Source organism: Amphibacillus marinus, from assembly GCF_900110345.1.
Classification (GTDB): Bacteria; Bacillota; Bacilli; order Bacillales; family Amphibacillaceae; genus Amphibacillus_D; species Amphibacillus_D marinus.
The window spans coordinates 488,062-508,165 of record NZ_FODJ01000001.1 but is presented as its reverse complement, the minus strand read 5'-3'; the positions used below and the strand labels follow the sequence as shown (position 1 = coordinate 508,165).

The 20,104-nt window shown below is 40.6% G+C and carries 19 protein-coding genes and 1 other annotated feature; all 19 genes read left to right on the top strand.

Going from position 1 to position 20,104, the window contains the following annotated elements; translation table 11 throughout:
• Nucleotides 1-22: 22 nt before the first annotated feature.
• The 19 genes from sigG to BM000_RS02400 all read left to right on the top strand — a co-directional run bounded on the left by sigG (nt 23) and on the right by BM000_RS02400 (nt 20,104).
• Nucleotides 23-808 carry an RNA polymerase sporulation sigma factor SigG gene (gene sigG, locus BM000_RS02490; protein WP_091494467.1) on the top strand — a complete coding sequence of 262 codons (786 nt, stop codon included), beginning with the start codon at nt 23-25 and terminating at the stop codon, nt 806-808.
• A 184-nt stretch (nt 809-992) separates the two neighbouring features.
• On the top strand, nt 993-1,220 hold the full coding sequence (locus BM000_RS02485; RefSeq protein WP_091494465.1) for a YlmC/YmxH family sporulation protein: 228 nt from the start codon (nt 993-995) through the stop codon (nt 1,218-1,220).
• Nucleotides 1,221-1,301: 81 nt separating this feature from the next.
• Nucleotides 1,302-2,114: a peptidoglycan editing factor PgeF gene (pgeF, locus tag BM000_RS02480; protein WP_091494463.1), complete on the top strand. Its 813-nt coding sequence runs from the start codon at nt 1,302-1,304 to the stop codon at nt 2,112-2,114.
• A 14-nt stretch (nt 2,115-2,128) separates the two neighbouring features.
• The gene (locus BM000_RS02475) at nt 2,129-2,818 is read left to right on the top strand and encodes a YggS family pyridoxal phosphate-dependent enzyme (protein ID WP_425425148.1); all 690 of its coding nucleotides are present in this window, start codon (nt 2,129-2,131) and stop codon (nt 2,816-2,818) included.
• A gap of 9 nt (nt 2,819-2,827) precedes the next feature.
• Entirely contained in the window at nt 2,828-3,271 is a 444-nt protein-coding gene (locus BM000_RS02470; protein ID WP_091494459.1) for a cell division protein SepF, read from the top strand.
• Nucleotides 3,272-3,275: 4 nt separating this feature from the next.
• Nucleotides 3,276-3,527, top strand: coding sequence for a YggT family protein (locus BM000_RS02465; RefSeq protein WP_091494457.1), 252 nt, complete (start codon nt 3,276-3,278; stop codon nt 3,525-3,527).
• 49 nt (nt 3,528-3,576) lie between these two features.
• Complete coding sequence (locus tag BM000_RS02460) at nt 3,577-4,359, top strand: YlmH family RNA-binding protein (protein WP_091494455.1); 783 nt, start codon at nt 3,577-3,579, stop codon at nt 4,357-4,359.
• A gap of 85 nt (nt 4,360-4,444) precedes the next feature.
• Nucleotides 4,445-4,942, top strand: coding sequence for a DivIVA domain-containing protein (locus BM000_RS02455; protein ID WP_091494453.1), 498 nt, complete (start codon nt 4,445-4,447; stop codon nt 4,940-4,942).
• Nucleotides 4,943-5,027: 85 nt separating this feature from the next.
• Nucleotides 5,028-5,242: a binding site (T-box leader), on the top strand.
• 83 nt (nt 5,243-5,325) lie between these two features.
• On the top strand, nt 5,326-8,079 hold the full coding sequence (gene ileS / locus BM000_RS02450; protein ID WP_091494451.1) for an isoleucine--tRNA ligase: 2,754 nt from the start codon (nt 5,326-5,328) through the stop codon (nt 8,077-8,079).
• A 116-nt stretch (nt 8,080-8,195) separates the two neighbouring features.
• Nucleotides 8,196-8,666, top strand: a complete 471-nt coding sequence (gene lspA, locus BM000_RS02445) for a signal peptidase II (protein WP_091494449.1) — start codon at nt 8,196-8,198, stop codon at nt 8,664-8,666.
• A complete protein-coding gene (locus BM000_RS02440) occupies nt 8,659-9,573 on the top strand; it encodes an RluA family pseudouridine synthase (protein ID WP_091494447.1) in 915 nt (304 codons plus the stop codon). Before lspA ends, BM000_RS02440 begins: the two co-directional genes overlap by 8 nt.
• A 232-nt stretch (nt 9,574-9,805) precedes the next feature.
• Nucleotides 9,806-10,348: a bifunctional pyr operon transcriptional regulator/uracil phosphoribosyltransferase PyrR gene (gene pyrR, locus BM000_RS02435; protein WP_091494444.1), complete on the top strand. Its 543-nt coding sequence runs from the start codon at nt 9,806-9,808 to the stop codon at nt 10,346-10,348.
• Nucleotides 10,349-10,544: 196 nt separating this feature from the next.
• Nucleotides 10,545-11,909, top strand: coding sequence for a solute carrier family 23 protein (locus BM000_RS02430; RefSeq protein WP_091494442.1), 1,365 nt, complete (start codon nt 10,545-10,547; stop codon nt 11,907-11,909).
• A 63-nt stretch (nt 11,910-11,972) separates the two neighbouring features.
• On the top strand, nt 11,973-12,914 hold the full coding sequence (locus tag BM000_RS02425) for an aspartate carbamoyltransferase catalytic subunit (protein ID WP_091494440.1): 942 nt from the start codon (nt 11,973-11,975) through the stop codon (nt 12,912-12,914).
• Nucleotides 12,868-14,145, top strand: a complete 1,278-nt coding sequence (locus BM000_RS02420; RefSeq protein ID WP_091494438.1) for a dihydroorotase — start codon at nt 12,868-12,870, stop codon at nt 14,143-14,145. Before BM000_RS02425 ends, BM000_RS02420 begins: the two co-directional genes overlap by 47 nt.
• Before the next feature lie 4 nt (nt 14,146-14,149).
• Complete coding sequence (locus BM000_RS02415; protein ID WP_091494436.1) at nt 14,150-15,235, top strand: carbamoyl phosphate synthase small subunit; 1,086 nt, start codon at nt 14,150-14,152, stop codon at nt 15,233-15,235.
• Complete coding sequence (carB, locus tag BM000_RS02410; protein WP_091494434.1) at nt 15,235-18,435, top strand: carbamoyl-phosphate synthase large subunit; 3,201 nt, start codon at nt 15,235-15,237, stop codon at nt 18,433-18,435. Before BM000_RS02415 ends, carB begins: the two co-directional genes overlap by 1 nt.
• Nucleotides 18,435-19,202, top strand: coding sequence for a dihydroorotate dehydrogenase electron transfer subunit (locus BM000_RS02405; RefSeq protein ID WP_091494432.1), 768 nt, complete (start codon nt 18,435-18,437; stop codon nt 19,200-19,202). Before carB ends, BM000_RS02405 begins: the two co-directional genes overlap by 1 nt.
• Nucleotides 19,199-20,104 carry a dihydroorotate dehydrogenase gene (locus tag BM000_RS02400; RefSeq protein ID WP_091494430.1) on the top strand — a complete coding sequence of 302 codons (906 nt, stop codon included), beginning with the start codon at nt 19,199-19,201 and terminating at the stop codon, nt 20,102-20,104. Before BM000_RS02405 ends, BM000_RS02400 begins: the two co-directional genes overlap by 4 nt.

Sequence of the window (20,104 nt, the reverse complement as noted above, 5' to 3'; positions counted from 1 at the left end):
GTACAACATGGGAGGGTCACGGATGGTTAGACATAAAGTTGAAATATGCGGAGTAGACACATCAAAATTACCTGTTCTCAAAAACGATGAAATGAGAAAATTGTTTAAACAAATGCAGGATGGTGACCAAGAAGCTAGAGAAAAGCTCGTTAACGGAAATCTGCGTCTTGTTTTAAGCATCATTCAACGTTTTCAGAATCGTGGCGAATACGGGGACGATTTATTTCAAGTGGGTTGCATTGGTTTAATGAAATCAATTGATAATTTTGATTTAGGACAAAATGTTCGATTTTCAACCTATGCAGTGCCAATGATCATTGGTGAAATTAGACGTTACCTTCGTGATAATAACCCAATACGCGTATCGCGATCGTTAAGGGATACTGCATATAAGGCACTACAAGTACGTGAAAAGTTAATGAGTCAGCAATTAAAAGAGCCAACAGCTGCCGAGATTGCCAATGAGCTGGGTGTTGAACAATCTGATATTGTTTTTGCCATGGATGCTATTCAAGACCCGGTATCATTATTTGAGCCTATTTATAATGATGGGGGTGATCCGATTTTTGTTATGGATCAGATAAGTGATGAGCGTGATAAAGAAGATAAATGGTTAGATGAGCTATCATTAAGAGAAGGTATGAAACGATTAAATGCACGTGAAAAGCTAATCCTAACAAAGCGGTTCTTTCAAGGCTTGACCCAAATGGAGGTAGCTAATGAAATTGGGATTTCTCAAGCTCAGGTTTCTCGACTAGAAAAGGCTGCTATCCAAGAAATGAATAATGATATGTTTGATACACCATAAGTTATAAATAAAAGATAAAGTAAAGTCTTAATTAACAGCTTAATGTTAATTAAGGCTTTTTTGTGGTATAGCACTACTGTTAAATACGCCTTCGTAAAGCTAACCTTACAGGGTTAAAAAATTGCTGAACATGTAATGGTTACAGTGCTTGACTCATATAGTTTTATAAAGGATGGTGATGCTAATGATAACTTTATCCATGCTACAAGCAAAGGAAATTGTGTCGATTGCAACTGGAGAGAGAATGGGAAACGTGATTGACTTAGAAATTGATGTTGAGAAGGGGCTCATATTAGAAATCATTATTGCTAATCGTTCAGGCTTAAGCGGGATCTTTCAAAAACAAGGTGAGTCAATTATTCCATGGAGTCATATCGTAACATTTGGTAATGATGTTATTTTAGTTAAATAGCACGGTTTTTTTAAAAAATACATGCAATTTTACGGAATAAAACAGCTTAATATGTTAGAATAATGCTAAAAAGGAGTTACCATGGAGCCATTTCAATTAGATAATCCAGGTTACTATCACATACACGCTTGGTTAAACCAATTTAAAGGTTTAACAGCAGGTATTACAACACGGTCTGGTGGGTTTAGTAAACCACCATTTGCAGGATTAAACATGGGCCTTCACGTTCAGGATGAGTACGAGCAGGTAATGAAAAATCGACAGTGGCTTGCCGAATCGTTAGGTTACCCCTTAGAACAATGGGTAATTGGCGAACAAGTTCACGGTTCATCGATATATAAAGTAGGAAAAGCAGATGCTTTGCTAGGAGCAGGTGCTTCAGCAGTTGAAACAGCGGTTAAAGGGATTGATGGTTTAATAACCAAGGAGTCCGGCATTTTACTAGGCGCTTTTTTCGCCGACTGTGTACCATTATTTTTTTATGATCCTTATACCAATTGGCTAGGAATTGCGCATGCAGGCTGGCGTGGAACGGTTGGAATGATTGCCCGGGAAATGGTTAGCAATTTCCAACAGGAGGGCGTTAACCCTGCTCACTTACATATTGCGATCGGGCCTGCCATATCACAAGTTCATTACCGGGTCGATGATTTTGTCGTTAATCAGGTACCTGAACGTTATCGAAATAAAGTAGTTGAACAATTAGATGATCAGAACAATCAGTATTTAATTGATCTACCTCGATTGAATCAGCTTATCTTAATAGAAGCTGGTATTAAGGAATCAAACATTTTAATGACGAATTATTGTACTTATGTAGCAGACAACCTTTATTCCTATCGTCGTGATCAAGGACAAACAGGTCGTATGTTAGCCTTTATTGGTCGAGATTGAAGGTTTTTGAAAGGGTGATTTATTTGACATTAGTAAATAGATATCAAGATATTTTACAACGTATCCACCAAAGCTGTCAGCGAGCAAATCGTTCACCAGACGATCTTACTCTGATTGCCGTAACAAAATATGTTACAATAGAGAAAACTAGGGAAGTTGTACAGTTAGGGATTAATGATGTTGGTGAAAATCGGGATAAAGGTTTTATTGAAAAAAAATCGGCCCTAGCTGATGATAAACTTAGCTGGCATTTTATTGGACAGATGCAGACGAAAAAAGTAAAAAAAGTGATCAATGACATTGATTTTTTTCATGCTCTGGACCGCATAGCATTAGCAGAAGAAATTAATAAACGTGCTGTAAACGTGATTAAGTGCTTTGTTCAAGTGAATGTAAGTGGTGAGGAAAGTAAAGCAGGACTAGCTCCCTCAGAAGTCGGGTCATTTATTGAAACACTAGCTAATTACCATAATATCAATGTGGTTGGCCTGATGACAATGGCCCCCCATACTGTAGAGGAGCCTGTTTTAAGAGCTGTGTTTAGTCAGCTTAGGGAGCTAAGAGACTTTATTCAAGCACAGCAATACCCAAACGCACCATGCCGCTACCTCTCGATGGGGATGAGTAACGATTTCGAGATCGCAATTGAAGAGGGCGCGACACATATACGAGTAGGCTCAAGCCTAGTTGGAATGGAAGGATAAGGTGATAAAATGAGCATAAAAAATAAGTTCCGTACACTGTTTTCCGTTGAGGACGAAGAGTATTATGAGGAAGTTGAATCCTTTGAGGGTCAAGGAGAAGAGCACACAAGTAGAAGTGAGAAGCATGAAAGAAAAGATGGTAAAAATGTTGTGAGTTTAAAAGCAATCCAAGCTCAAGCAAAGGTGGTTTTATCAGAGCCGAGGTCATATGATGAAACACAGGACATCGCCGATCATATTGTTAATCGCCGCTCAGTCGTGATCAACCTTCAACGAGTAGACTATGAGCAAGCAAAACGAATTGTTGACTTTCTAAGTGGCACTGTCTACGCTGTGTCAGGACAAATTCAGAAGCTAGGCCCACACACCTTTCTATGTACACCAGATAATGTTGAAATCTCTGGGAACATAACACAAGTGATGGATGAGCAAGATTACGAGCAAAGGTGGTAGCAAGATGATTGATATTTTGTTTCGGTTACTTCAGCTTTATCAAGGAGCAATTGTCGTTTATATTCTGATGTCATGGTTTCCAGGAGCACGGGAATCAAGCATTGGTCGCTTTCTAAGTGCAATTGTCGAACCGTATCTGACACCATTCCGCCGCATTATTCCGCCACTTGGAATGATCGATATCTCAGGGATTGTGGCCTTATTAACATTGCAGTTTGCAGCACAAGGATTAGTCGTATTACTTTCTTTGTTTTAGACACTATCTAAACAAAGAGCAAAGAACGGACTGATTTAAAGGAGTCTACATGGATATTTATCAGCATTTTAGAAAAGAGGAGCGACACTTTGTTGATCAAGTTGTTAGCTGGCGTGATCAGGTCAACCAGTTTTATACAGCAAAGATTAGTGATTTTCTTGATCCGAGAGAGCAGTTCATCTTTCAATCGGTGATTGGACAAGATGAGCAATTGAATTTAAGTTTTTCAGGTGGCTACCAAGGTGCAGAAAGAAAGCAAGCCGCCTTAGCTCCTTATTATGAAGAGCTAACAGATAATGATTTTCCAATTACTTTGTTAATGGCAACTTATTCAACGCGTTTTAATCAAATTGAACACAGAGATGTTCTGGGGGCTTTTTTCTCACTCGGGATGAAGCATAAGAAGCTTGGTGATATTAACGTCGATGCTGAGCAAGGGCTGATACAGCTAGCTGTTAGTCACGATGTGGCGGATTTTGTCAGTTTGCATTTTACTCAGATTAAACAGACGAGTATTCAATTTAAAAAAATTGAGCAAGAGCGAGCGTTAAGCGTAGCCGCATTATGGCGTTATCATGAAACGACGGTATCATCGCTTCGCTTAGATGTGCTCGTCAAGCATGTTTATCGCATATCTCGTTCTCAGGCTGCTCAACTTATCGGTAAAGGTTATCTAAAGGTGAATTTTAAAGTTGTCGAGGATCCGGCCTTTAAGGTTGAAGCAGGTGATTTACTATCTTGCCGTGGTAAAGGAAGAAGCAAGCTGATCAGCATTTTAGGAGAAACGAAGAAAGAAAAATGGCGAATTGAATATGGTATACTAGAAAAATAAGATAAGAAAAAGCAAAAGAGCAGGATTGTTGGGCTGTTATGTCGAATAACTAATTATAAAACAACGGAATGAGGAGGTGGCCATCGTGCCATTGACACCATTAGATATCCATAATAAAGAGTTTACCAGAGGTTTACGAGGCTATGATCAAGATGAAGTTAACGAATTTTTAGATCAAGTCATTAAGGATTATGAAATTGTTATCCGAGAGAAGAAAGAACTAAATCGTGAGGTTGAACAATTAAAAGAAAAGCTTGGTCACTTCTCAAATATTGAGGAGACCTTAAATAAGTCAATCCTAATTGCGCAGCAGGCAGCTGAAGATGTTAAAGGAAATGCCACGAAGGAGTCAAAATTGATTGTTCGTGAAGCGGAGAAAAACGCTGATCGAATTATTAATGAGTCGTTAGAAAAGTCAAGAAAGATTGAAATTGAAGTTGAAGATTTAAAGAAGCAGGGGAAAGTATTTCGGACCCGTCTTAAAATGATGATTGAAGCACAGTTAGAGTTAATTGATAATGGTGACTGGGATCAGCTTTTTCAGTTGGAAATAACCGAGCAGGATTCTGAACAAGAAGATTAATTGGCTTGTTTTATTGAAACGACTTGACGAATGTGCCATTATTACATATAATGCATTCACGAAGCAATTATTTAATTTTATAAAATTATTGGCAATGCGAGGAAGAGTAGGGTTTTGTTCTTATTTAGCGAACTAGGGTATGGTGTGAGCCTAGGATAAGAATATAACATGAAGATCACCCTCAAGCCTTCTACTTTGAGCTATGTGGTTAGAAGTAGACGTTTGGCCACGTTACGGTTATTAAGTGAGCTAAGCTAATTAGCTAATTAGGGTGGTACCGCGAGTTCTCTCGTCCCTTTCCGGGATGTTAGGGCTTTTTTTGTTGCTTCCATCGCTGAATATGGCTATTTTTAAAAAACGACTTATTGAAGGAGGAACAAGTCATGGACTATAAAGAAACATTACTCATGCCTAACACTGAATTTCCAATGCGTGGAAATTTACCAAACAAAGAACCTAAAATGCAGGAAAGCTGGGAAGAAGCCAAGCTCTATCAACAGGTCCAGGAAAGAACTGCTGGACGCCCATTATATGTCCTGCATGATGGCCCTCCATACGCTAATGGTGACTTGCATATGGGGCACGCCCTCAACAAAGTGTTAAAGGACTTTGTTGTGAAGTATAAATCAATGTCAGGCTATCATGCCCCTTATGTACCAGGATGGGATACACATGGTTTGCCAATTGAAACAGCTTTAGCAAAGAAAAAGGTTGATCGGAAAAAGATGTCAGCGGCAGAATTTAGACAGAAATGTGCTGAGTATGCCCTGAAACAGGTTGATAATCAACGGACACAATTTAAGCAACTCGGTGTTCGTGGTGATTGGGACAACCCGTATGTGACATTGGATAAGGAATATGAAGCTGCTCAAATTGAAGTTTTTGGTGAGATGGCGAAGAAAGGTTATATCTATAAAGGCCTTAAGCCAGTTTATTGGTCACCATCATCTGAATCTGCCCTTGCTGAAGCAGAGATTGAGTATCAGGATAAACGCTCACCGTCAATTTTTGTTGCTTTCCAAGTGAAAGATGGGGGAAGCTTACTAGATGGAGAAGAAAAATTTGTTATCTGGACAACAACACCATGGACGATTCCGGCCAATTTAGCCATTGCGTTGCATCCGGACTTATCATATGTCGTTGTTAAAGTAGCAGATGCTAAATATATCATTGCCGAGGCTCGTTTAGAAGAAGTAGCTAAAACGTTAGAATGGCCAAATTATCAAACAATCAAGACATTTAAAGGTCAAGAGGCAGAGCATCTTGTTGCTACTCATCCACTATATCAACGGGACTCATTGGTTGTCTTAGGTGACCATGTTACTACTGATGGCGGAACGGGTCTTGTTCATACAGCTCCTGGTCATGGTGAGGATGACTTTATCGTTGGAAAAAAGTATGGCTTAGATGTCCTCTGTCCAGTTGATGAAAAAGGCGTCATGACTGATGAAGCCCCTGGATATGAAGGCCTGTTCTATGATGCTGCTAATAAGAATATTACCGATCAGCTTAAAGAGAATGGTGCTCTACTTGGCTTAAGCTTCATTACGCACTCATACCCACATGATTGGCGTACAAAAAAACCGGTCATTTACCGAGCGACAAATCAATGGTTTGCGTCAATTAAAGATTTCCGTGACCAAATCCTTGCCGAAATTAATCGCATTAATTGGGTACCAAAATGGGGCGAAACTCGCCTTTATAATATGGTCCGTGATCGAGAAGATTGGTGTATTTCTAGACAGCGTATCTGGGGCGTTCCGATTCCTGTTTTTTATGGCGAGGACCGCACCCCAATTATTACCGATGAAACAATTCATCATGTTGCTAAGCTCTTTCGCGAACATGGTTCAAACATCTGGTTTGACTGGGACACCAAAGAGCTACTTCCAGCTGGGTTTGTTTCTGAGCATAGTCCTAATGGAACATTTACTAAAGAAATGGATATTATGGATGTCTGGTTTGATTCAGGTTCTTCACATCAAGGGGTGCTAGAAGAACGTCCAGAATTACAGCGACCAGCTGATCTTTATTTAGAAGGTTCTGACCAGTACCGTGGTTGGTTTAATTCTTCACTTTCTACAGCAGTTGCAGTCACTGGGAAATCACCATATAAAACTGTCCTAAGCCATGGCTTTACCCTTGATGGGCAGGGGCGTAAGATGAGTAAGTCAATCGGAAATACCATTGTACCAGCAAAAATCATGAAGCAATATGGTGCTGATATTTTGCGTCTTTGGGTCGCTTCCGTTGATTACCAATCTGATGTGCGCGTATCTGATGAGATTATTAAACAAACAGCAGAAGGCTATCGCAAAATAAGAAATACATTCCGCTTCTTATTAGGGAATCTTGCTGATTTTAATCCAGCTAAACATGCGGTGAGTGATGAGGCGTTACATGAAGTTGATCAATATATGCTGATTAAGCTACAGCAATTGATTAAAAAGGTTGATAAGGCTTATGATACATTCGATTTTTCTACTGTATACAATAAGGTTCACCAATTCTGCTCCATCGAGTTGAGTGCATTTTATTTAGATTATGCCAAAGATATTCTTTACATTGAGCCAGCGGATAGCCAGCGCCGTCGTTCTGTTCAAACTGTTTATTATGAAACAATTGTAAGCTTAGTCAAGCTGATTACCCCAATTCTTACGCATACTGCTGAAGAGGTTTGGCGTTACCTTCCTAACGAAGAACGTGCATTTGTTCAATTAACAGATATGCCAAAAGCGCGGGAACTTGCCAATAGTGAACAACTGTTAACAAAGTGGGATCATTTTATTGCAGTGAGAGACGATATCTTAAAAGCGCTTGAAGAAGCACGAGCTAATAAAGTAATCGGTAAGTCCCTTGAGGCTATGGTTACAATTTCTGGTAATGATCAACAGACCAATGATTTGCTGAATCAAGTGGAGCAACTTGATCAATTATTCATCGTGTCAAAAGTCGTCATTGCTGACCAGCTTAAATCAGGAAAGACTTACGAACATGTGACAGTAAGTGTTGAGAAGTGTGACGAAGAGAAATGCGAACGGTGTTGGGTAGCGTCAGCGACTGTTGGGCACAATCAGGAGCACCCACATTTATGTAGTCGATGTGCCGAGGTAGTTAGTCAACATTATCATGACTAATTTCAAACTGACGCTCCGCAAGCAGCGGAGCGTCTTTAAATTCCGCTTAGCATTTTCTTTTCGGAAAATCAGTGGTAAAATGCTAAAGAGAATGAGTTTTTGAATGGAGGACTTGTATGCGATATTACGGATTGGCATTGGCAATTATTCTAGCAGATCAATTTACGAAATGGTTAGTCGTCACTCGAATGGAGTTAAGAGAAAGTATTACCATCATAGAAGATTTCTTGTATATTACATCTCATCGAAATACGGGGGCTGCATGGGGAATTCTTGCTGGTCAAATGATCTTTTTCTATATTATCACTGTCATTGTCATTGTGGCCATTGTTTATTACATGACAAAGTTTGCCAAAGAAAGTGTTTGGCTAGGGCTTGGCTTAGGGCTAGTATTGGGTGGAGCGATCGGGAATTTTATTGATCGTGTTCGTATCCAGGAGGTTGTTGATTTTATTGATGTCTATATCTTTAATTATAATTTTCCAATTTTCAATGTTGCAGATTCTTCATTAGTTGTTGGTGTCATTTTGATTGGGATTGTTACATTAATTGATGAGTTTAAGAAGGGACGATCTAATCATGCATGACCAGTTTTTTATTGTAACAGAACAAGAGGCAAATGAAAGAGTTGACAAGGTACTACCAACGATCTTAACTGACATATCTCGAGCACAGATCCAAAGTTGGATTAAGTCAGGGCATGTACTGGTAAATGGCGAACAAGTCAAAGTGAATTATCGCTGTGAACTGCATGCTAAAATTACTTGGGAAGAGCCTGAGCCTGAAATTCTTGAGGTGCTCCCAGAACAGATTCCACTTGATATTGTCTATGAGGATGACGCCGTTCTAGTAGTAAACAAGGCCAAGGGGATGGTGGTGCATCCGTCAGCCGGACATCACACAGGGACGTTGGTGAATGCGTTGATGTATCATTGCAAGGATCTTTCAGGAATCAATGGGGTAATTAGACCAGGAATTGTTCATCGAATTGATCGGGATACCAGTGGCTTGTTAATGGTCGCCAAGCATGATCAGGCACACCAATCGCTTGCCAATCAATTAAAAGATAAGACGGTTAAACGTTCATATCTTGCATTAGTTCATGGGGCAGTTCCACATGAATATGGGACAATTGATGCGCCAATTGGACGAGATCCTAAAGATCGTCAGCGTATGGGTGTCGTTACGGGCGGTAGAGATGCAGTTACCCATTTTGAGGTGATCGAGCGCATTAATCAAGCCTTTACGCTTGTAAAATGTGTATTAGAAACAGGACGGACCCACCAAATTAGAGTACATATGCGTTACATTGGTTTTCCATTAGTTGGTGATCCGAAATATGGTCAAAGAAAAACAATTGCTACTGAGGGACAAGCCTTGCATGCTCAAGAACTTGGCTTCCATCATCCAGTAACAAATGAGTGGTTGGTTTTTCAGGTGGAGCCACCAGAGGTATTTACCGAAACGTTAAAAAAAGTTAAAGAAATGCATTGACATTTTTCACTGATTTTGAAATAATAGTGTTAATAAAATAACCTTTAAATACAGTCCCGTGAGGCTGAAAAGGACAATGACTTACATTCAGATGATTGATTCGTATATCTAAATCCCTTTTTCCATGCGGAGAAAAGGGATTTTTTTGATGAAGTCCTTACAAAGATGGATTTACTTAACTATTTTGGTAGTGGGTAAATGGAGGTTGTTTTACCTTAGGGGGGATTGAACGGTGAAGGAGAAGGCGGTCATCTTAGACCCACCAGCGATAAATCGGGCATTAACCAGAATTGCGCATGAGATATTAGAGCGTAATAAAGGCACTGATGATTTGATTCTAGTTGGAATAAGAACGAGAGGTATTCCATTGGCGGAACGGTTACGTCAGAAGATTAATGATATTGAAGGTGTTGAGGTGCCGATTGGGGATATTGATATTACACTATATCGTGATGATTTAACCCATGTCTCTGAAAAGCAAGAGCCAACTGTCAAGCAAACAGAAGTTAACACCAATATTAATGGAAAAAAAGTCGTCCTTGTTGATGATGTTCTATACACAGGACGTACAGTAAGGGCAAGTATGGATGCATTAATTGATCTTGGACGACCGGCGCAAATACAATTAGCAGTTTTAGTTGATCGAGGGCACAAGGAGTTACCTATTCGAGCGGATTATATTGGCAAGAATATTCCAACCTCACAGGAAGAAATAGTGGTGGTTACCTTAAGTGAAACAGATGGAACTGATTTAGTTAGTATTTATCAAAAGTAAATAGAGACCTTTAAACCAAGTCCAGAGAGGCTTGCAAGGTTGCTAGTGGCTACGTGTGTCTACCACCCGTCTACCTCTTTGCGGCCTGCAAAGAGGTTTTTTGTCTTTAATAAGAGAGCAGGTTATACATAATTGGCTCACATCAAGTTTGTGAGTATTTATAAAAAGAGAAGGCGTTACTTAGGAGGAAGAACAGATGGAAAGATTAGATATGGTAATGGATGTAGGAGATATCCCGAAAAAATCAAAATGGTTTATGTTAAGTTTACAGCATTTATTCGCTATGTTTGGTGCAACAGTATTAGTTCCTTTTTTAACTGGGTTGCCACCTGCTGTTGCCCTTGTTTCAAGTGGTTCTGGCACAATTGCATACTTGATTATAACTAAAGGAAAGATACCAGCATACTTAGGTTCAAGCTTTGCTTTTATCGCACCGATCATTAGCTTGTCGCTTACAGATGGTGGTATTCCAGCCGCTATGGTTGGGAGTTTTATGGCTGGTCTTGTCTATGGACTTGTTGCCCTGTTAATTAGTGTGTTCGGTGTTGACTGGATTATGAAGATACTTCCACCGATTGTCGTTGGTCCCGTCATCGTTGTCATTGGGTTAGGGCTTGCTCCAACAGCTATCGACATGGCAATGAATGTCGATGGTATCTATAGTGGTCAGCATTTCTCCGTGGCAATTCTGACCTTAATCGTGACCATCATTGGTTCATTGTTTTTTAAAGGGTTTTTTGGACTTATCCCAATTTTAATTGGCATAATAACAGGTTACCTTTATGCTCTTGTAATAGGTATAGTTGATACTTCAGCATTACAAACAAGCTGGCTCAATATTGTTGGGGCTAGTTCGGTTAATGAATTTTTTACTGCAATCTTTGTCATGCCAGAATTTATTATCCCTTTTAAAGATTATTCACCAATTGATGCCTTTAGCATGAATGCACTAGTAATTATGGTACCCGTGTCAATTGTAACGATAGCCGAGCATATTGGTGACCAAATGGTCTTATCAAAAGTAGTCGGTCGTAATTTTATTAAAACACCTGGTCTTCATCGTTCTATTTTAGGAGATGGGGTTGCTTCAATAATAGCGGCCTGTTTAGGTGGACCGCCTAACACCACTTACGGAGAAAATATTGGGGTTCTTGCGATTACGCGAATTTTTAGTGTGTTTGTTATTGGTGGTGCTGCATGCTTAGCGATTATCTTTGGATTTATTGGTATTATCGCTGACTTAATCTCGTCAATACCTAGTCCAGTTATGGGTGGTGTTTCAATCCTTTTATTCGGTATTATTGCTTCCAGTGGACTGCGTATGATGATTGATAACCAAGTCGACTTAGGGCAAAACCGTAATTTAATTATTGCGTCAGTTATTTTGGTCATTGGTGTGGGTGGAGCGCTAATAAAGCTACCGTTATTTGGAATCGAAATTGAGATTGCGGGTATGGCATTAGCGGCATTGACGGGCGTTATTTTAAATCTTGTTTTACCAGGGAAAGAAGCAGGATTTGGAAATGGAAAAATGTTTGACTCTGTAGATTCAGAACAATAAATAGACAAGGACTAGCTCACTTTTATAGCTAGTCCTTTTTATAAAAAATAATGAGGTGACAGAATGAAAAACTTTGTCTCGATGAAATCATTTAAGGATTTTGAATTACTTGCATTAATTAAAGAAGTTGATCAATTCTTTAATGGCCAGTCGGTAAATTTATCAAAAGACAGGAAACGTTTTGTTGCAAATCTATTTTATGAACCAAGCACAAGAACGAAAATGAGCTTTGAGGTTGCGGAGAAAAAGATGGGGCTAGAAGTACTTGATTTCCACGTTGACCAATCAAGTGTGCAAAAAGGTGAAACAGTATCTGATACAGCTAAGACCTTGGCTGCAATTGGGGCAGAGGCGTTAGTCATACGTCATCCTGAGCAAAACATTGTGCAGTCCTTGGCAACACAGCTTGATGTTCCAGTAATTAATGCTGGTGATGGCAAAGGTGAGCATCCAACACAATCGTTGCTCGATCTCTATACCATCTATCGAGAATTCGGCCGATTAACTGGCTTAAATATTCTGATCGTTGGCGATATCATCCACAGCCGCGTGGCTCGCTCAAATGCATATGCATTAAAAACCTTAGGTGCTAATGTTATGTTTAGTGCAAAGGCGCAGTGGCAGGATTCATCGTTACCATTTCCTTATGTCGATCTAGATCAAGCAATTGAACAATGTGACGTTGTTATGCTTCTGCGTATTCAATTAGAACGGCATCAAGAAAAAGATAGTTTTGCGGTTGAGTCTTATTTGGATCAATATGGCTTAACAGAGGCTAGAGAGCAGAGAATGAAACAAGACGCCATTATTATGCATCCGGCCCCGGTGAATCGAGATGTTGAGATTGCGGATTCACTCGTCGAATGTCCACGTTCTAGAATCTTCAAGCAAATGGAATATGGCGTCTATGCAAGAATGGCGGTTCTAAATAATTTATTAGCAGAGGAGACTGATTACAGTGACACTATTACTGAAAAACTGTACGCACACGTTAACGGAATTTAATGGTGAAACAATTGACATAAAGGTTATTGATGGTTATATCGCTAAAGTAGCACAGCAAATTGAAGCTGAGCAAGGTGATACCGTTATTGATGCAAAGTATAAACTAATTGCACCAGGGTTTATTGATGTCCATGTTCATTTACGAGAACCTGGCGGGGAACAAAAGGAAACAATTAAGACTGGGACGCTAGCGGCAGCACATGGTGGTTATACGACAATTTGTTCAATGCCTAATACGAATCCAGTCCCAGACGACCAACACAGCATGGCACTGGTGCAACAAGCAATTAAGCATGATGCCTTAATAGAAGTGCTGCCATACGCTGCTATTACTAAAGGGTTGAAGGGTAATGAATTAGTTGATTTTTCGCAGTTGAAAAATGCAGGTGCCTTTGCTTTTACTGATGATGGTGTAGGAATTCAACAAGCGGGTGATATGCATGAGGCAATGAAACAAGCTCGTGCAATTAATATGCCAATTGTGGCACATTGCGAGGACAATTCGTTGATAAATGGCGGAAGTGTGCATCAAGGTGAGGTCAGTGAACGCCTTGGCATTAACGGTATCCCATCAATTTGTGAGGCTACGCAAATTGCTCGTGATGTTCTGCTTGCTGAGGAGACGGGTTGTCACTATCATGTTTGTCATGTTAGCACCAAGGAATCGGTTCGGGTCATTCGTGATGCTAAGAAAGCAGGGATTCACGTAACAGCCGAAGTAAGCCCACACCATTTGCTTCTTAACGAAGCAGATATTAAAACAGCTGATCCCAATTTTAAGATGAATCCACCATTACGTTCAGTTGCGGATCAGGAAGCGCTCTGGACAGGTTTACAGGATGGGACAATTGACTTTATTGCAACTGATCATGCCCCTCACACTGCTACTGAAAAGGCGCTGCCTATTACAGAAGCGCCATTTGGAATTGTAGGTTTAGAAACGTCCTTTGCGCTTCTCTACACGCATTTGGTTAAACGGAACAAGTGTAGCTTAGCTGAACTCATTAACTGGTTGACAACAAAGCCGGCTGAGGTATTTGCTTTAAACAAAGGGGCAATTAAAATTGGTGCAGTTGCAGACCTCGTGTTAATCGATCTAGACAAGCAATGGACAATTGACCCAAACGATTTTTACTCAAAGGGAAAAAATACTCCATTTAATCAATGGGAAGTTATCGGAAAGCCTGTTTTAACAATAGCATCAGGGCAAATTGCATACAAGGAGGCGTAACAAGATGAGAAGACAATTGATACTAGAGGACGGCACAATATTTGAAGGACAAGCATTTGGTGATTTAAAAGCGTTACAAGGTGAAATTGTATTTAATACCGGAATGACGGGCTATCAAGAAATACTTTCTGATCCGTCATATTGTGGACAAATGGTCACAATGACTTATCCACTAATTGGTAACTATGGGATTAATCGTGATGACTTTGAATCGATTGACCCTTCCATTCATGGCTTAATTGTCAAAGAGGTGTGTGATGCACCATCAAATTTTAGATCAGAGCAATCTTTAGATACATATCTTGCTTCTAAAGGCATCCCGGCTATTTCAGGTATTGATACACGAATGCTAACTAAAATTATTCGCCGCCATGGAACAATGCGCGCACTAATCACTGAGGCAGCTCAGGAGTTATCCAAGCCAGCTGTGGTTTGGGAGCAACTGATGACCGATCAAGTAAAACGTGTTTCTACAAAGAATCCTTATGTCGTTCCAGGCCGAGGCTATCGAATTGTACTTGTTGATTTTGGGATGAAGCATGGTATTCTTAGAGACTTAACAAAAAGAAACTGCCATGTGACAGTTGTCCCATACAACTATTCAGCGCAGGACATTTTAGCATTAAAGCCAGATGGTATTATGTTAACAAATGGGCCTGGCGATCCTAAGGACGTTCCCGACGCGATCACGATGATCAAAGGCTTATTAGGTCGAGTGCCGATATTTGGCATTTGTCTTGGTCATCAATTGCTTGCACTAGCCTGTGGTGCTAATACAGAAAAAATGAAGTTCGGTCATAGAGGCGCTAATCATCCAGTCAAGGATTTAACGATAAATAAAACGTATTTAACTTCTCAAAATCATGGCTATGCAGTTACTACGGCTTCGTTACAGGGAACTGATCTAGCTTTAACCCATTATGCGATTAACGATGATACGGTGGAAGGAATTGCACACCAATACTATCCTGCCTTTTCTGTTCAGTATCATCCAGAAAGCTCACCCGGGCCAGAGGATACCAGCTATCTCTTTGACCAATTTATTGAAGAAATTAATCAGTTTAAACAACAGGACAAGGGGGTTATTTGATGCCTAAGCGTAAAGATATTAATAAAATACTGGTCATTGGCTCAGGTCCAATTATTATTGGTCAAGCTGCTGAGTTTGATTATTCTGGAACACAAGCATGCCAAGCATTAAAAGAAGAGGGCTACACCGTTATTCTAGCAAACTCTAATCCAGCTACGATTATGACTGACCCTACCATTGCCGATACCGTTTATATGGAACCATTAACAGTCGAGTTTTTATCAAAGATCATTCGCTCGGAACGGCCAGATGCGATTTTACCAACTTTAGGCGGACAGACAGGTTTAAACCTTGCGGTAGCACTGCAGGAGAGTGGTGTGTTGGATCAATATCCAACAGAAATGCTCGGTACTAGCCTTGAAGCGATTCAACTTGCCGAGGATCGGGAAAAGTTTCGCCAGCTTATGCATCAATTAGCCGAGCCGGTACCAGAAAGTGAAATTGTGACCACTGTTGATCAGGCTGTCCAATTCTCTCATGTAATTGGCTTTCCGCTCATTGTCCGCCCAGCCTACACCTTAGGTGGGACAGGTGGCGGTATGTGTTATGACGAGCTTGAATTACGGGAAATTACCCGAAACGGATTGAATCTTTCACCAGTAGGTCAATGCTTAATTGAACGTAATATTGCTGGCTTTAAAGAGATCGAGTATGAAGTTATGCGTGACCACAACGACCAAGCAATCGTAGTCTGTAACATGGAAAATATTGATCCGGTTGGGATTCACACAGGTGATTCAATTGTGGTAGCACCATCGCAAACACTTAGCGATCGTGAATATCAATTACTAAGGAATGCTTCATTAAAAATTATTCGCGCCTTAAAAATTGAAGGTGGCTGTAACGTGCAATTAGCATTAGATCCAGACAGCTTCAATTACTATATTATTGAAGTCAATCCAAGGGTGAGTCGCTCATCAGCTCTTGCTTCAAAAGCGACTGGCTATCCGATTGCTAAAATAGCAGCCAAAATTGCAATTGGTTTAACTTTAGATGAAATTAAAAACCCGGTAACGTTAACAACCTATGCTGCCTTTGAGCCAGCGCTTGACTATGTAGTGACCAAGTTTCCGCGCTTTCCATTTGATAAATTTACTTCTGGAAATAGGACATTAGGAACACAGATGAAGGCAACTGGAGAAGTCATGGCGATTGGCCGAAATTTTGAGGAAGCATTCTTAAAAGGTATTCGTTCACTGGACTTTAATGCTGATGATTTTTATCTAAGTGAGCTCATTCCATTATCAAATCACGACCTAGAGGAAAAGGTAGTAAAAGCCGATGATCAACGGATTTTCGTCCTTGCTGAATTATTAAGAAGAGGTTATCAAGCTGAAACACTTCATCAAATGACAAAGATTGACCGTTTCTTTTTAACCAAAATAGCAAAGATTGTTGCCTTTGAACAGGAGCTTGCCGTTACTGGGCTTAATCGAGAGCAGCTCATTTGTGCTAAGCAAATTGGTTTTTCCGATGTGCAAATCGCTCGTATTACTGGACAATCAGAAGATGAAGTCTATCAAACTCGTCTAGCGGACGGTGTACAGCCAGTTTATAAGATGGTTGATACCTGTGCAGCTGAATTTGAGTCAGCGACGCCTTATTTTTATAGTAGCTATGAGTCTGAGCAAGAATCGGTCGTTTCTGATCGAGAAAAAGTGATCGTAATTGGTTCAGGCCCAATTCGAATTGGGCAGGGAATAGAGTTTGATTATGCAACAGTGCACTCTGTTTTAGCATTAAAAGAGCTAGGTTATGAGGCCATTATTATGAATAGCAATCCAGAAACGGTTTCGACGGATTTTAGTGTGTCAGATAAATTATATTTTGAACCACTGACACTAGAAGATGTTATGCATGTGGTTAATTTGGAAAAACCAATTGGTGTAATTGTTCAATTTGGTGGGCAAACTGCGATTAATCTAGCAGAGGGTCTGGAGCGCAGAGGTGTTAAGATTCTTGGTACCTCCCTAGAAGCAATTGATCGGGCTGAGGATCGCGACAAGTTTGAGCAACTGTTATCTCAATTACGTATACCGCAACCTAAGGGGAAGAGTGTGCGAGAAATAGCTCAGGCGAAAGATGTTGCCCAAAGCATTGGATATCCTGTACTGGTGCGCCCTTCCTATGTTATTGGTGGAAGTCAAATGGAGATTGTGTACACAGAAGAAGAACTTCAACATTATTTAGAGAAGACGGTTCATATTAAGCGCAAGCATCCAGTGCTAATTGATAAATATTTAACAGGTATTGAAGTTGAGGTTGATGCCATTAGTGATGGTGAGACAACAATTATTCCAGGAATTATGGAACATATTGAGCGTGCTGGTGTCCACTCTGGTGACTCGATTGCCGTTTACCCAACTCAACGGATTAAGCCCGAAATAAAACAACAATTAATTGACACAACGATTAAAATTGCTGAGAAACTTGGCATTAAAGGATTGATTAATATCCAATTTGTTGTCCACAAGGCCAATGTCTATGTGCTTGAGGTCAATCCAAGAGCAAGTCGAACCATTCCATTTCTGAGCAAAATAACAGGTGTAACGATGGCAAATCTAGCGACCCGGGCCATTTTAGGAGAGAAGCTTGCTGACAAAGGTTATGAAAGTGGTTTACTGCCTGAAGCTGACCATGTATCAGTCAAGGTCCCTGTCTTCTCATTTGAAAAGCTGAGAAGCGTTGACACGATTCTCGGACCAGAAATGAAATCGACGGGTGAAGCAATTGGTAGAGATAAGACGCTAGCAAAGGCACTTTTTAAAGGATTAGTAGCTTCTGGTATCTCAATTCCGTTTGAAGGATCTGTGCTAATGACTGTTGCTGATAAGGATAAAGAAGAAGCAGCCATTATTGCTGGACGCTTTAGTGCGTTAGGCTTTCAGATTTATGCTACTTCAGGGACAGCCCAATTTCTATCTGAGCAAGGTGTACTTGTTACCGAAGTTGACAAAATTGGTTCTGATCAAGAAAATGTTCTCTCCATTATTGAAGAGAATCGAGTTCAATTTGTCGTTAACACCCTGACCTCTGGCAAGAAACCAAGAAGCGATGGCTTTAGAATTAGACGAGAGGCTGTTGAGCATGGGATAGCCTGCCTAACAAGCTTAGATACGGCAACGGCTATCTTAGATGTAATTGACTCGACGACATTTTCAGCTCATCCAATTGTTGAGAATCAGGAGGTTATTCGGTAATGGAGCAAGCTTATGCGACTGTTCACCAGATCCAGCAGATTGCTAAGGCAACCTACCAGATGGACTTACTTTTACCGTCGACACTTGTTAAACAAATTAAACCCGGTCAATTTGTGCATGTCCGTGTCTCATCAGGCACGGAGCACATGTTGCGCCGGCCCATCTCAGTCGCGGATGTTCAGCCTGCTCACAATCTCTTAACGATCATTTTTAAAGTTTTCGGTGAAGGGACAGCTCAACTCGCTGCCTATAAACCGACTGATCAATTAGATTTACTGATTCCAAGTGGTAACGGCTATCCCATTGAACAGCTTGAGTTATCACACGCGCTTCTTGTCGGTGGTGGAATTGGTGTTCCACCACTTCACTATTTGGCGAAGCAACTCGTTGCCAAAGGTGTGAACGTAACCGCGGTATTAGGTTTTCAAACGGCAGATGATATCTTTTATCAACAAGCTTTTGAACAGTTAGGAACAACCTATATCGTGACTAACGACGGAAGCTATGGCGCAAAGGGCTTCGTGACTGATGTGCTTAATCAGGAAGATATCACTTGTGATTACTACTTCAGTTGTGGACCAACGCCGATGCTTAAAGCGATTCAACATCAGCTTGCGGACAAACCGGGTTATATTTCCCTAGAAGAACGAATGGGGTGCGGCATTGGAGCTTGTTACGCGTGTGTCATTCCAAACAAAGATCAGTCTTCACATTTTAAAATCTGTCAAGATGGACCAGTTTTTTCAGCGAGTGAGGTGGTGCTATGAGTTTAGCGGTCCAATTACCAGGCCTATCATTGAAAAATCCGATTATGCCAGCTTCAGGGTGCTTTAGTTTTGGTAAAGAGTATAGTCAATTTTATGATTTAAGTAAACTTGGCGCGATTATGATCAAAGCAGCAACCGAACATAAGCGACTCGGTAATGCGACACCACGAGTAGCTGAAACGAAATCAGGTATGTTGAATGCGATTGGCTTACAGAACCCAGGGGTAGATGCGATTATCAATCAGGAGATCCCTTTTCTTACACAATTTGATTTACCAATCATCGCTAATGTCGCTGGCAGTACGATTGAGGAATATGAAAATGTGACGACTGCTTTGGCTGGAAGTGATGACATCGCCGCAATTGAATTAAATATTTCCTGTCCCAACGTAAAAGAGGGCGGCGTTCAATTCGGTACTCAGCCAGCACTGGCAGCTGAGGTGACCAGACGCGTAAAAGCGGTCAGCAATGTACCAGTCTATGTTAAGTTATCACCAAATGTCACCGATATTGTTGAAATTGCTCAGGCTGTTGAACAGGCAGGAGCGGATGGGTTATCAATGATTAACACGCTAACTGGTATGAAGATTGATTTAAAGAGACAACAACCGCTACTCGCAAATCAGGTTGGTGGATTATCAGGACCAGCAATTAAGCCGATTGCGATTCGAATGATCTATCAGGTCTATCAAGCTGTTAGTATTCCGATCATTGGTATGGGTGGTGTGACCTCAGTCGATGATGTTATTGAATTTCTATTAGCAGGGGCAAGTGCAGTTGCTGTTGGTACGGCAAACTTTCAAAATCCATTTATCTGTTCTGAATTAATTGATCAGCTAGCGGATCGATTAGCACATTATGGTTTTGACTCAGTGGAGCAAGCAATTGGAAAGGGGCATTAA

Coding starts and splice junctions, on each gene's coding strand:
- sigG (WP_091494467.1), top strand. CDS start 23: ATGGTTAGACATAAAGTTGAAATATGCGGAGTAGACACATCAAAATTA.
- BM000_RS02485 (WP_091494465.1), top strand. CDS start 993: ATGATAACTTTATCCATGCTACAAGCAAAGGAAATTGTGTCGATTGCA.
- pgeF (WP_091494463.1), top strand. CDS start 1,302: ATGGAGCCATTTCAATTAGATAATCCAGGTTACTATCACATACACGCT.
- BM000_RS02470 (WP_091494459.1), top strand. CDS start 2,828: ATGAGCATAAAAAATAAGTTCCGTACACTGTTTTCCGTTGAGGACGAA.
- BM000_RS02465 (WP_091494457.1), top strand. CDS start 3,276: ATGATTGATATTTTGTTTCGGTTACTTCAGCTTTATCAAGGAGCAATT.
- BM000_RS02460 (WP_091494455.1), top strand. CDS start 3,577: ATGGATATTTATCAGCATTTTAGAAAAGAGGAGCGACACTTTGTTGAT.
- ileS (WP_091494451.1), top strand. CDS start 5,326: ATGGACTATAAAGAAACATTACTCATGCCTAACACTGAATTTCCAATG.
- lspA (WP_091494449.1), top strand. CDS start 8,196: ATGCGATATTACGGATTGGCATTGGCAATTATTCTAGCAGATCAATTT.
- BM000_RS02440 (WP_091494447.1), top strand. CDS start 8,659: ATGCATGACCAGTTTTTTATTGTAACAGAACAAGAGGCAAATGAAAGA.
- BM000_RS02430 (WP_091494442.1), top strand. CDS start 10,545: ATGGAAAGATTAGATATGGTAATGGATGTAGGAGATATCCCGAAAAAA.
- BM000_RS02425 (WP_091494440.1), top strand. CDS start 11,973: ATGAAAAACTTTGTCTCGATGAAATCATTTAAGGATTTTGAATTACTT.
- BM000_RS02415 (WP_091494436.1), top strand. CDS start 14,150: ATGAGAAGACAATTGATACTAGAGGACGGCACAATATTTGAAGGACAA.
- carB (WP_091494434.1), top strand. CDS start 15,235: ATGCCTAAGCGTAAAGATATTAATAAAATACTGGTCATTGGCTCAGGT.
- BM000_RS02405 (WP_091494432.1), top strand. CDS start 18,435: ATGGAGCAAGCTTATGCGACTGTTCACCAGATCCAGCAGATTGCTAAG.
- BM000_RS02400 (WP_091494430.1), top strand. CDS start 19,199: ATGAGTTTAGCGGTCCAATTACCAGGCCTATCATTGAAAAATCCGATT.